12 protein-coding genes and 1 pseudogene are annotated in these 14,250 nt (G+C 33.1%); all 13 read left to right on the plus strand.

The features are described from left to right. Positions 1–199 precede the first annotated feature (199 nt). Positions 200–628 (plus strand): hypothetical protein, encoded by a 429-nt coding sequence (locus DFQ05_RS13445; protein ID WP_132706154.1) that lies wholly within the window; start codon positions 200–202, stop codon positions 626–628. Between the two features lie 169 nt (positions 629–797). After that, a complete protein-coding gene (locus DFQ05_RS13450; protein ID WP_199222005.1) occupies positions 798–1,730 on the plus strand; it encodes a PIN domain-containing protein in 933 nt (310 codons plus the stop codon). Between the two features lie 145 nt (positions 1,731–1,875). After that, complete coding sequence (locus tag DFQ05_RS13455) at positions 1,876–2,865, plus strand: DUF4917 family protein (RefSeq protein WP_132706156.1); 990 nt, start codon at positions 1,876–1,878, stop codon at positions 2,863–2,865. Between the two features lie 159 nt (positions 2,866–3,024). After that, positions 3,025–4,380 (plus strand): TrkH family potassium uptake protein, encoded by a 1,356-nt coding sequence (locus tag DFQ05_RS13460; RefSeq protein WP_132706158.1) that lies wholly within the window; start codon positions 3,025–3,027, stop codon positions 4,378–4,380. Between the two features lie 178 nt (positions 4,381–4,558). Next, positions 4,559–4,969 (plus strand): VOC family protein, encoded by a 411-nt coding sequence (locus DFQ05_RS13465; RefSeq protein WP_092581131.1) that lies wholly within the window; start codon positions 4,559–4,561, stop codon positions 4,967–4,969. Continuing rightward, positions 4,970–7,243 (plus strand): aminotransferase class III-fold pyridoxal phosphate-dependent enzyme, encoded by a 2,274-nt coding sequence (locus DFQ05_RS13470; RefSeq protein ID WP_132706160.1) that lies wholly within the window; start codon positions 4,970–4,972, stop codon positions 7,241–7,243. Between the two features lie 123 nt (positions 7,244–7,366). Then, complete coding sequence (locus tag DFQ05_RS13475) at positions 7,367–7,954, plus strand: hypothetical protein (protein WP_132706162.1); 588 nt, start codon at positions 7,367–7,369, stop codon at positions 7,952–7,954. Between the two features lie 193 nt (positions 7,955–8,147). Next, the gene (locus DFQ05_RS13480; RefSeq protein WP_132706164.1) at positions 8,148–8,894 is read left to right on the plus strand and encodes a hypothetical protein; all 747 of its coding nucleotides are present in this window, start codon (positions 8,148–8,150) and stop codon (positions 8,892–8,894) included. 186 nt (positions 8,895–9,080) lie between these two features. After that, the gene (locus tag DFQ05_RS13485; RefSeq protein ID WP_241974273.1) at positions 9,081–9,629 is read left to right on the plus strand and encodes a VOC family protein; all 549 of its coding nucleotides are present in this window, start codon (positions 9,081–9,083) and stop codon (positions 9,627–9,629) included. Between the two features lie 5 nt (positions 9,630–9,634). Continuing rightward, positions 9,635–10,063 (plus strand): VOC family protein, encoded by a 429-nt coding sequence (locus tag DFQ05_RS13490; RefSeq protein ID WP_132706166.1) that lies wholly within the window; start codon positions 9,635–9,637, stop codon positions 10,061–10,063. Between the two features lie 210 nt (positions 10,064–10,273). Next, entirely contained in the window at positions 10,274–11,005 is a 732-nt protein-coding gene (locus DFQ05_RS13495) for a hypothetical protein (RefSeq protein ID WP_132706168.1), read from the plus strand. A gap of 666 nt (positions 11,006–11,671) precedes the next feature. Continuing rightward, positions 11,672–12,586 carry an alpha/beta hydrolase gene (locus tag DFQ05_RS13500; protein ID WP_132706170.1) on the plus strand — a complete coding sequence of 305 codons (915 nt, stop codon included), beginning with the start codon at positions 11,672–11,674 and terminating at the stop codon, positions 12,584–12,586. A 675-nt stretch (positions 12,587–13,261) separates the two neighbouring features. Then, positions 13,262–14,250 (plus strand): annotated as a pseudogene (locus tag DFQ05_RS13505) (hypothetical protein); the annotation flags it as partial.

Below are 14,250 nucleotides of genomic sequence, written 5' to 3' on the forward strand. Positions count from 1 at the left end.
TATACACCCATGTTTCGTCGACTAGTTTATCGGAAATTAAAAATCCTTTCGATAATCTCTAAAAAGTAGCTATATTTAAAATTGGATTTTGAATATATATAGATGAAAAATTTAACGAATAATCATCGTTATCCGTCCAATTTGTCACATTATAGAACATTCAATCATCCATATAAACTAGTTGCCCACCATTTCAGAAATGACAGACGAAGAACTAAAAAAGATAATAACCGAATTAGAAAATCGGAATGAAAAAGAGAAAGCCTATTTCGGATTTTATCAGTATGGTGGTGGACCAGATGAAAGTTGTATAAAAGCAAACCGAAAAGGACTTGAACTTTATGCAGTTGAATTACTAAAAGCTGGACTTGAATCTGAAACTCGTGAGTATGAAAAAAATAAGGTCGAATCTGTTGGATTGAATACAGATTGGACTGATGAAAATGGAGAATTTTTCTTTGACTATGTAGAACTTACAAACAAAGACAAAAAATCTAAAGACAAATCTTTCCCTGAAAATAAAGAAACTTGGAAAGACAAAGCTTTTAAAATAGGATGTATCGGAATTGGAATTCTGCTAATTGGACTGACAATTATCGGGTTTGTTTCCGTTCTGAATTGGCTATGATGAATAATAAAAAACGGTGGGCAACAATGTATAACCGCAATTACGGCGGATTCGACTACGTCCGAATCCACTCGGAATTGCTAACGTCAGTTCTTAACCGAAAATAAACGCATATTAACCCGTAACTGACGGTTATACGAGACCGTTAGGCATAATTTAGATTACATCAATGGCAAAAAAGATAGAGACAATAGATGCATTAATTTTTATAGATACTAACATCTTTCTCGATTTCTATCGAATTAGAAAATCTAACGTGTCACTTAAGTATCTTGAGCAAATAGAGAAACATCTTGATTTAATCATTACATCGAGTCAAGTCGAGATGGAATATAAAAAAAACCGACAAGCAGTTATTCTTGAGAGTATTACAGAAATCAAAAAGATTGGTACTGTTACTGGAAAAGTTCCTGCAATTCTATCTGATTCAAAGACTGTCGAAATGATAACTAAATCACGAAAAGACATTCAAAAACGCCAAAAGAAATTAAGAGATAAGATTGAGAAAATATTAAAAAGCCCAGTATATAACGACCAAGTCTACAAATCCCTTCAAAAACTATTTAGTAATAAATCAAAAATCAATTTAAATCGAGAAAACAAAAAAAGATTTACTATTCGAAATTTAGCTAAAAAACGTTTCCTTCTTGGTTATCCACCAAGAAAAAAATCTGACAACTCAATTGGAGATGCAGTTAACTGGGAATGGATAGTGTCCTGTGCAATTGATTCTGGTAAAAATATAATTATTGTTACAAGGGACTCTGACTTTGGATGCGTGTATGATGGAGAATCGTATTTAAATGATTGGTTAAAACAGGAGTTTAAGCAAAGGGTTAGCCGAAAAAGAAAAATAATTTTGACTGACAAATTATCACTTGCTTTTCAATTAGTAAAAATACCTGTAACCAAGGAAATGATTCAAGAAGAAAATAAAGTAATAAAGGATTCATTAAAGAATTATCTGAACTATCAAATACACAATCCATTTATAGAATTTTCTGGTGAATTGAGTAATACAGAATGGATTAATTCTATCAGAAGATTACAGCAAATTACTAAGAGATGGAATTTTGATTCAAATAATGATGAAGAAGAATAAACTATGCCTAACAATGGCTATAATTCATTGTGGTTTAGTGTCACACCAAAGTAAAAGTATAAATCAAACGGCTGGATTTTGACGGAATAATCCTGCGGATGATTCCACAACGAAATTATAGCCGAGACCGTTGGCAATAATTTGAATGAAACACACAGTTGAACAATTAAACGCGGAAGGAATAAGACAATGGGAATGGATAAGTAAAAACTTTATCAATTCACCGTTGCTTCTCGGAAATGGTTTCAGTCTAAATTTTAGCACAAGGTTGTTATATCGAAATCTCTACGACAAATACATCGAAACTTGTCCAAAAGATGTGAAAAATCTATTCAAAGAGTTTAAATCAACAAACTTTGAAATCATACTTGAACATTTAGAATCCACTGAAAGAGTATGTAGTGCTTTAGAAATTGAGCAACAAAGGATTACAAAAAACAAAAATACAATTAAACAAGGGCTGATTGAATCAATAAACAGAATTCACCCAACACCAGATGAAATAAAAATTGAACAACTAAAACTTGTAGCAGAACAATTAAGAGAATTTGACCAAATATTTACAACCAATTATGACTTGTTTTTGTACTATTTGATTTTGGAGAGTAAAAAGTTTGGTGATTACTTTTATTTTCACTTCTACGATGATGAAAGATTCCAATTATTTAATGCAGGAGACCAAGAAAATAAGCATCATATATATTATTTACACGGTGCTTTGTTTTTATTTGACCGCTCAATCAATACTATAAAAATTAAAAGAAATGATAATTGGCTAATAGAAGTTATTACAAAAGAAATTTCAAGCGACAACTACCCTTTATTTATTAGTGAAGGAACTTCAGAAATGAAATTAAAAGCGATACAATCAAATAACTACTTATCATATTGCTTCCGAGAATTGAACGAAAATAAAAGTGAAAAAATAGTAGTGTTTGGACAGTCCCTGAGCTCACAAGATTTACATATTGTTAAATCATTAGACAAAAACTATAAGGAATTAGCTTATGGAATAAGAATATCTGAAAATAAAAGTCTGAAAGAAATAAGGGCGGAATTAAATAGAGTTCGTTCATTGTTTAAACAGACCGAAGTTGAATTTTTTGACTCATCAACACTTTTTAAATTTGAATAAAAAACTATTGCCAACAATGTATAACCGCAATTACGGCGGATTCGACTACGTCCGAATCCACTCGGAATTGCTAACGTCAGTTCTTAACCGAAAATCATTAACTTTAAAACCGTAACTGACGGTTATACGAGACCGTTGTATGCCATTTAAACAAAGACAATGACAGATAAAAAGAACATAATCGAAAAATTCTTTATATGGTACAAGAAATTCCAAATCAGCAAGTCCCCACAAATGAATTTAGTTTGGGGTTTTTTTCTGTATACACTAGTTGGATTTGGACTATTGTGCATTCCCTTGTTTCATAGAACGAGTGTCGGTTTTCTTGACAATCTGTTTATTTCTACCTCTGCCATTTCTACTACAGGACTTGTAACGGTAAATGTTTACGATTCATATAACTTTTTCGGACAACTGATTGTAATGGGTTTATTTCAAGTTGGTGGAATAGGATATATGACTCTGACTACTTATTACCTGCTATTTACAACCAAAAACATAACACATTGGCACAATAAAATAATCGGTGCAGAATTCACACTACCAAAGACCATTAAAATCAAAGACTTCATTAAAAGTGTAATCGTTTTTACTGCTGTAATGGAAGTATTGGGTGCTATTTGCTTCTTTATCGCTTTTAAACAAGAAGGAATGGAGACAATAAAAGCTATTTGGTTTTCCATATTTCACAGCGTTTCAGCATTCTGTACAGCAGGATTTGGTCTATTTAATGACAGTTTTGAAGGCTACAGCGACAATGGTTTTCTCAATACTATTATTTCAGTTCTCGCAATTGCGGGTTCACTTGGCTTCATTGTAATAACTGATTTGTGGTACCGATTAAAACGCAAGTCGAAAAGCCTATCATTCACTACTAAGATAGTAACCTATGGGTTTGTCCTACTTTTATTTATTGGTACAACACTTGTTTATTTCACAGAACCTAGTGTACAGAATTCAAATTCCAGAATGGCTGAATCATTCTTTCAAGCAATGACTGCAATGACAACGGTTGGCTTTAACACCATTCCAACAGGCGGACTAAGCTTGCCGATTTTATTATTTGTTACATTTTTAATGTATATAGGTGCTTCGCCTTCAGGAACTGCAGGTGGAATGAAAATAACAACCCTAACCGCAATGATTTCAGTTCTCAAAAGCAGGTTGGCAGGGCAAAAACGTATTTCGTTTTTAGGAAGGATTATTCCATTTGAGCGACTTTATGTTGCAACTTCTACATTTACCCTTTATACCAGCATAATATTTCTGTTCTCATTCTTATTGACATTTACAGAGAGTTTTGAGTTTGAAAAAATCCTGTTTGAAGTTGCCTCTGCTCTTGGGACTGTTGGTTTAAGTACAGGAATTACAGGAGATTTAACCGCAATAGGTAAGGTTTTGGTCATCATCTTGATGTTTGTTGGACGAGTTGGAGTGTTGACATTTGGTTTTGCCCTTTTGGAGAGAAAGAAAAAGGATAGGAATGAGTCAATAGAAGACGACTTAGCGGTCTAAAAGAAGAAAAACGGCATACAACAATGTATATAAAAAATAGGCTATTTTATGCTAAATTCAAGAGTTTTGGTTCGTATCAAACTTTGTGCTTAAACGAAAATATAGTGCTTCGAAATCGCCTACTTTTCATATACTAACCGTTGTAATGCATTTGCGCACAAATAAAAGAACAAATAGTATGGCATCATTCCACTATGCATTTAAAGTAAAGGATATAGAATCAACCAGAAAATTCTACGTAGATATTTTGGGTTGTAAGGAAGGTAGGTCTACAGAAGCTTGGATTGATTTTGATTTTTTTGACAATCAGCTTTCAGCTCATATCAGTAAAGATTTTCCCGAATTAGACTACTGCGGGAAAGTGGATGGAATTAGCGTTCCAATTCCTCATTTTGGATGCTTATTGAAAAAGGATGAGTTTGAAGAAATCCAAAGGAAGTTAGAATCTCAAAATATTGAATTTGTTGTTAAGCCACAAAAGCGATACGAAGGAAAGGTTGGTGAACAACTTACAATGTTTGTATTTGATTTTAGTGGCAACCCTCTGGAATTTAAATCATTTTCTAATCCTAGCGAAACTTTTAAATAAATGAACACATTTTTAGAAAAAGAGTTTAGTATCAAAATTCTGAATAACAAGATACTTGATGGTTACGATAATAAAAATTATCATATCACAACTGAAGAAAATGATTTTATCTATAAGACCTATAAATTTTCAGAATCGTTAAAAGATACCGTTGAAGCAGAGAATGATACACTTCTCTACTTGCAAGAAGAGTTTGACACATATATTCCAAAGCCTTTTTCTTTTAAAGACAATTCCTTTGTAAAAGTTATAGAGTCAGATAAAGGCAGACAAATTTCGCGTATGCTTTCTTTTTTAAAGGGAGAGTTTCTTGGCAATGCAAAACACACACCATCCTTATTTGAATCTTTAGGAGCATTCTTGGCAAAGCTAGACATCAAATTAAAAGACTTTAAAAACTATACCATTCAAGCCAGAAAATGGGAATGGGATATTCAATACTTTGATTTAAACAAAAAGTACATCAATGACATTCCAAATCCGAAAGATAGAAATATAGTTGCATATTTTTTTAATCAATTCGAAGAGATTGTAAGACCTGTCATTCCTGAACTCAGAAAACAAATCATTCATAATGATGCTAACGAATGGAACGTACTTGTTCAAGATGATGAAATTTCTGGAATCATTGATTTCGGAGATGTTGCGCATACCTTTTTGATTAACGAATTGGCGATTGCTATTACTTACGGTTGCTATAACAAAGAAAATCCTCTCGAATGGGCTATAATCCTTGTTAAGTCGTACCATCAAGAGCTTCCTTTAGAAGAGAAAGAGCTCAACATTTTGTATTACCTCATAGCTGCAAGACTGTGCACTAGTGTGTGTAATTCTGCTCACGCACGCAAAACAGACCCAGATAATACTTATGCATCTGTTAGCGAGAAATCCGCTTGGAAAATGCTTTACCGTTGGTTAGCAATAAATCCAATCAAAGCTGAAAATGAATTCAGAAAAGCCGCAGGTTTTTCAAAGCTAGAAAAGATTGATATAAATGAAGTTCTAGAAAGAAGACTTCAACACATCAGTCCTATATTATCATTGAGCTATAAAGAGCCAATTCATATGGTTCGTTCAGCGTTTCAATATATGTATGACAAGAATGGTAATACTTTTTTAGATGCTTACAACAACATTCCGCACGTAGGACATTCACACCCAAAGGTAGTAGAGGCGGGCAAAAAACAAATGGCTAAATTGAATACCAATACAAGGTATCTTTTTGACGAACTAGCCATTTATGCTGAAAAACTATTGAGCCATTTTCCTTCTAAGTTGAACAAGGTGTTTTTTGTCAATTCTGGAAGCGCAGCTAGTGATTTAGCAATTAGAATGGCGAATAACCATACAGGTTCAAAACATATGATGGTAATGGAGCTTGGTTATCATGGTAACACACAAACCTCTATGGAAATTAGTGATTATAAATTCAACAATCCGAAAGGTAATGGTCAAAAAAAACACATTATAAAAACTACTATACCAGATACCTACAAAGGGGTTTATCAAAGAGATAATCCCAATGCTGGGCAGTTATATGGTATAGATGCGGTAGCACAAATTAAAAATAGTTCTGTGCCAATTTCTGCTTTTATTAGCGAACCTATTGTAGGTTGTGCAGGTCAAGTTCCACTACCCAAAGGATATTTAAATGAAGTGTATCCAGCTATAAGGGCTCAAGGAGGAATTTGTATTAGTGATGAAGTACAAACAGGTTTTGGACGGATTGGCGACCACTTTTGGGGTTTTGAAGCTTCTAATGTAATACCTGATATGGTAATACTTGGTAAGCCCATTGCAAATGGACACCCAATGGGAGTTGTGGTCTGCACCGAGGAAATTGCTGCTTCTTTTGAGAAAGGTGTAGAATTCTTTAGTTCGTTTGGAGGTAATCCAGTTTCTTGTGCCATAGCGACTGCGGTGTTAGATGTTATAGAAGAGGAGGGATTGCAAGAGAACGCTAAAATAGTGGGTGAATATTACACTTCACATTTAAGAGAATTAATGCACAAATATCCTTGCATTGGAGATGTTAGAGGTAGCGGATTATTTATAGGTTGCGAAATAGTAAGAGATTATTCCAAAAACCCAAATACAGAACTAGCTAGTCACATCAAGAATGAATTACGAAGGAAACATATACTAATAAGTACAGATGGACCTTTTGACAACATTATTAAAACTAAACCAGCTTTGTGTTTTAGCAAAGAAAATGTAGATATCGTGGTAAATGCCATTGACGAAGTATTAAAAACGCATTACAACAATGTATAAAAATAATAGCGGTTCAATCGCTAAAACGAAGTTAGGTAAATATGAAAAAAGGTCTGTGTTTAACTGAAAAGTTAGTGCGTGAAAATCCGCTACTATTCTTATACTAGACCGTTGTATGCAATTATGAAAAAATCGAAAAACTTTGATATTGAAATTAATAATCAACTTGCGTCCATTGGACTCTTTGTTGTGGAATTTGAATCAATATTAGAATGGATACGATTTGACTGTTGTGCAATTCTACAATACGTTGGACTTGAACAATGGGGATTATCTGATGTTATATTTGGTCAAAAAGTTTTCACAGCTGGTCCTTTATTAAACTGTTATGAACAAATATGCAACGAATTAATAAATGATAATGATGGAGATAAAATATCGGGTAATGATATTCTAGAAAGAATAAATGATTTCAAAAAAAAATTTGACAAACAAATTCAAGTTAGAAATGATTTACTGCATTCTAATTACCGACTCGGCTCTCGGATAAACGAGCAAACGAACGAAATTGAACCAACTGAATTACTTGCGCTAAAAAACTCGCCTACAAAACAAGGTCGTAATAAGAAAGTCACTGTTTCGTCAAGACAAGAAATTCAAAATCATATTGATAACCTAACAGAATTAAAAATGATTCAACGGACAATTTTTCGTGATTTAATGATTTATATGAGTAATAATAAATTAGGTAAAGGAGCATACAAAAAATAACTGCATACAACAACGTGTATAATCCATAGCTCGTTCTATCTTCAAGGAATATTTATTACTTTTAATTCGTACTGATTCCTGACTTGGAAATCATAACTGATTTCCCGCAACGGAATCATACACGAACACGTTGTACTGCATTTTGGAACACTAATTGAGATTGACCATAATATTATAATTAAAGAGAAATTTTATGAATAAATTACAAATACTATTGCTTCTGATTCTTATTCCAGCCATAACAATTGGGCAAAGGAAAAAAAATCAAAATCTGGCGGAAATGGCATACAGTACGATTCAAAAGAAATTAGATGCTTCAACAAGTGATAAACGAGATGCTACAGTTAAAACACTAAATGGAATTGTGGAAATGTCAAAAAAAGAGGAATTTATTGACAAAGTAAGCAATCATAAAAAATATCTTGAAAGCTTAGAGTATTTTGAGATTCCAACAGCCAACATTTCTATCATTAATGATAGTTTGGTTGCCTCAAAAGGTTTGGTGTTTGAAAAGAGTGAGAAAAAATATTATATCGAACCAAATAAGGCATTTAAAGAAGTAATAGAAAAGAATAAAACGGGAATCTATCTTTATCTGTACATTAATGAAAACAACAAAATGTATTTGGAGTTTGTTAATTATACAAACGGAAAGAAATTGCTCTTAATTGAGAAAGCTAAATTAAAATTTGATGACAATGTATTTGAATACTATTTAAATTGGGTTAAATCAAGAGAAAATGGTTTTGAGTTTTGTACAATAGAAACCAACACTAAAAATTTTATTGACTTATTTAATGCAATATCCAGTCATAAAGGTGAAATGACAATTGAATTCACTGGAAAAAATGGAAATAGAACAGAAACAATACCTAACGAAATGATTGAACAAATGAGTAATGTTTTTGATTTGTATTCTGAATTAAAAGTGAAAGAATAAAAACGCAGTACAACAATGTATAACCGCAATTACGGCGGATTCGACTGCGTCCGAATCCACTCGGAATTGCTAAAGTCAGTGTCAAACCGAAAATTAACGCATATTAATCCGTAACTGACGGTTATACGAGACCGTTGGCAGTAATTAAAGAAGCGTATACTACAAATAAATGAACATAAAAATATTATGAAAAGAACTATATCAATGGTATTGTTTGGATTAACTATTTTGAGTTGTTCTGACTATAAAAATGAGAACAATAATCTAAACGAAATAAAAAAGTTGCAATCCGAAAAAGACAGTTTAATCACTATAATAACTCAAAATAAAACTATTATGGAAAATCAAATGATTAGGTCATTAACTTTTCAAGACGGTAATGCAGAAAATGCGATGAATTTTTACGTGGAATTATTCGATAATTCTAAAATCATTAATGTAAATCGTTGGGGAAATGGAGCACCAGTGGCAGAAGGAAAAATTATGCAAGCTACATTTGAACTGAACGGAAATTTATTTATGTGTAGTGATAGCCCGCCCGTTCATGATTGGGATTTTTCGCCCGCTGTTTCGAACTATATTAATTGTGAGAATGAAGACGAAATGAATAGACTTTTCTCAAAGCTATCTGAAAACGGTAAAATAACAATGCCTTTAAATAATTATGGCTTCAGTCAAAAATTTGGTTGGGTGATTGACCAATTTGGAATTTCTTGGCAATTGAACCTGAAATAGACAATATGAAAACAGCAACATTCCTAACATTCGTTGGTGACCAATGTGGAAAAGCTGAAGAAGCGATAAATTTTTACACTTCTGTCTTTCCTAATTCTGAAATCAACAGCATTAAAAAATATTCAGAAGGAGAATCAGGTGGAACACCTGAGCTTATTAAATATGGAGTATTTACATTGAACGGGACTAAATACATGGTCGCTGAAAGTAACTATAATCATAATTGGTCATTTACTCCTGCGGTGTCACTTTTTATTAGCGACAATTCTGAAGATGTGATACAAACACTATTCGAAAAACTTGTATCAAATGGTGGTCAAGTAATGGTTCCGTTAGATGACTACAAAGGCGAAGGTGATTATGGATTTGGTAAGAAATTCGGATGGTGTCAAGACAAATTTGGTATGTCATGGCAATTTATACTTACTGAATAACTATGAATAAGTAAATAATTGTAATAATAAATAACTACTGCCAACAATGGCTATGTGTCCATGCTTCCGCAAAGCTCCAGCACGGCACATAGCCGAGACGTTGTACAACATTAAAAAATGAAAATGAAAAACATACTTTTATTCACATTAGCATTAATTTGCTCAACTTCTATTATTAGTGCTCAAAGTTCGGAAAAGAGTCCAAAAATTATGAAAACTATTCAAGCATCATACAGCACAAAAAGGACTGCAGAAATGCCACGAGATTCTGCATTTACAAATGACCATCTCGAAAGATATGACGTGTATGATGATAATGAAAAAATAATTGAATATGGCCAATACGATGGCGAAGGCAATATTTATGAAGTTACCAAAATTCAAAAAGACGAAACAGGCAATCCAATAAAAGGAACAATCTACGATTCGAAAGGAAACTTGAAAAAATATTATACTACAACAATTGACGATAACGGAAATGTTACTGAGTTTAAAAATTATAACACCGAAAATCAATTGGTTTATTTACAAAAAAACGAATATGACAAAAACGGAAATGTAACATCGAGAATTGGAGGTAATCCTAAATCAGATAAAGTCTTTAAAACAGAATTAGAATATAATTCTAAAAATGAGATGATAAAAAAAATAAAATATAATTCAGATGGAACTGTAAAGGACACTAGAACTTACAAGTATGATTCAAATGGAAATGAAATTGAATCGGAATTATTTAAATCTAATGGTGATTACACAAAATTTATTTCTACTTATGATGAGCGAAACAACATCTTAACACAATATTGGTACGATAAAGACGGAACACAAAAGCATTGGAATAATTGGGAATACAATTATGACAAACAAGGAAATTGGATAACTAAAAAAAGGTTTTCGAACGGAGAGTTAGGTTTTGTATGGGAAAGAAAAATAGAATATTAAAAATAACGTTGTACAACAATGTATAACCGCAATTACGGCGGATTCGACTACGTCCGAATCCACTCGGAATTGCTAAAGCCTGTGCTAAACCGAAAAGTCTAAGTATATTAACCCGTAACTGACGGTTATACTGGACCGTTGAAAAGACAATATAAAAACGTTTTACAACACCGTGTATAATTAATTGCTCTGGCCTGTGTTTACTTGGAAAATTCCTTCGGAATTTTCTCGCGTTCGTTTTTGTTTGCTAAATTAGTTGCTTAAACTCGCAACTGACCATACACAAGACCGATGATAACACATTCGCCAAAGGCGAACTTAAATCTGCGCTGCCTCGCAGACAATGCATCTTAAAGTAAATGTGTTATCATCTCAAGGGTTAAACAAATTACAATGATAGCTATTCCAACAGATAATCGCCTCCAACGGGCTTGGAGCCAAAACGTGCGACATCGCTGGTTAAAAGTAATTTGGCCCTGCCTCTCGAATTTCCAATCTAATAAATTCTACAATTTACACCTCGCACCGCGAGGTTAATTGATAATCAATAATTTGAGAGAATATGGAAGTCCTATTCTCAAATTATTGATGAAGAATTTATTATCTTTTCATTCTCATAGCAGAACTACGTTTAACCCTTGAGTTGGCAACAATAAGAAATAAATTATGGTAAAAAAATTGATAAAATGGATATTTAAAATTATCGGAGTACTAATCGCCATAATTTTAATTTACGGTACAATAAAACAATATAACTGCGACTCTAAAGTTGAAAAAGAGTATCAAGCAACAGGGAGTTTTTCAGACATCGGACAAAACCAAGTACATTATAAGTATATTGGAGAAGGTGAAGTTACATTTGTCCTGATTTCTGGACTCGGCGAATCAATGTTTACTTGGTCATCTATCGCAGATGAATTAGCTGCAAGAGGTCGTGTATTTATGTATGACCGTTCAGGATTAGGTCATAGTGAAGTGGGAATTAAGCCTAGGTCTGTAGATAACTGTGCCATTGAACTTAACACGGTTTTAGAACGTGAAAACATTAAAGGTCCATATGTGTTAGTAGGTCATTCGGCAGGTGGATTTATTGCGAGGTATTATGCAAAAAAGTATCCTGAAAACATTTTAGGTTTATTCTTAATAGACCCATATCAAGGAGATGTTTCAAAGACAGACAATGCACAACCTTCCTCGAGCTATAAAATGATGAATTGGACTTTTAGAAATATGTCTTGGAGCGGTATTCCATTCTATTTATTACCAAAGCCACCACATCCTACATATAAAACTTCTAAAGCCATTAAGACGTATGGATTAGAGGCAAACGCAGAAAACATCTCTTTAGAACAGTTTGCTAAGTTTAATAACAGAGGAAATGAGTTGCCATTGTACCTATTAAAATCGGACAATAAAAAAGCAAAACTAAATGAGATTCAAAACAAATGGAGTAAAGCAGTTTTTGACAAATATAATAATGAAAAAAACAAATATTATTTAATTGAAAGTGGACATCACATACACATTGATAAGCCCGAAAAGGTTTTGAATGCTTTAGATGAATTTGTATCAAAATTATAGAATTAATTACTGTTGCCAACAATGGCTATAAGTAATTGCTTGTTCTCGCCTACTTCTGAAAATCCTCGCGGATTTTCAGTTTGGTGTATACTTGCAAAGTTAAGTGTTAACCCACGCAACTACACATAGCTGAGACCGTTGGTTCTTGCTTTAAATATTAATAATTATACCATTAATCACAAAAATTTTATAGCTTTAGACTTATTAATAAGTGAACACAAAACTGAACACGTTTTGGAACACGAAATTAACTTTTAGCATCTGGGAGGCCTTATTTTTAGGTTATCTTGTGTTCTGAAGTAGAATTCATAACCCGGAGGTCCCGAGTTCAAATCTCGGTCTCGCTACTTCAAAAACCAGTGTAAAATTATGCTGGTTTTTTATTTTTTCAGCTCTTTAAAATACATTTAAACTAGACACTTTTCTTTTTAATATTGCTATGAATATTCAAATATATAACGAGAAAAAAATATACCCAACTTATTGAATTAATGAAGATTACCCCTAATAGGTTTAAAAGTGTATTTCAACGATATTTTTTCATCTGAGCCTATTAACCAAGTACTTTTATAATATCCCCCAAGAATTTTAACGAATAATTTATCGAGCATTTAGAAAAAGTCTAAAGTATGCTAGACTTTTTTATATGCAAAAGATTACAAAATTTTCTTGGATATGAAGAAATTTTACTTTGTTTTTTTTATTCTGCTATCTTTTACCAAAATCTTTGCGCAAGATTCTGGTATTTATGAAAGCTATCTAATTTTAGATACTAATACAAACCCTATTGCATCTGAATTTTATGATTTGCAGGGAAATGCTTCTTCCATAAATCCAGACTTTATTAATGCAAATTTAGGAACGTATCAATCCGGCGAGTCTTTAATTTTAAGAGGAGCAGAAATTAAAACGTTTAAATGCGTTGCTGATGATATTCTAAACGGACAATTAGAATACCGTGTCTATCTACAATCGGCTAGTACTTTACCAGTATTTCAAAATGTATCATTTCTTAATTTCATTAGTAATGATGGCGCTTCATTGTGTTCATCTAACAGCTTCAGTTTACAGACTTGGAGGAACGATGCTTTTAATATTAATGTCTTGTCTGGATTGTCTTCAGGAGATTATTATTTAGAAGTTTTCACAAAAGCTGAATATACGCCTTCAACACCTCCAAATAATTTTAGATTTGATTCTAATGGAGGATTTAATTATAGAGCTTCATTTAGAGTGGATAATCCACCTATTGCGAATTGTGTCCCTAGCTTATCCGTTAATTTAGACACTTCTGGTAACGCAACAATTACTACTGCTGATATAGATAATGGTAGTACTGATGATTTTGGTATTTCAAGTCTATCGTTAGATATTAATTCTTTTGATTGTTCCGATATTGGCTCTCCTGTTACTGTAACTTTGACTGTAACCGACACTTTGGGCCAGACTGATACTTGTACTACAAATGTGACTGTTAACGATACAACTGCGCCAACCATCACTGCGCCGGCTAACGTAACCGTAAGTGCTAACGCTTCCTGTGAAGCGACTGGTGTAACACTTGGGACGCCAACTACTGCGGATAACTGTGGGGTCGCTACCGTGACTAACGATGCGCCTGCAACATTCCCATTGGGAACTACTACAGTGACCTGGACCGTGAC

Source organism: Winogradskyella wandonensis, assembly GCF_004346845.1.
Lineage (GTDB): Bacteria > Bacteroidota > Bacteroidia > Flavobacteriales > Flavobacteriaceae > Winogradskyella > Winogradskyella wandonensis.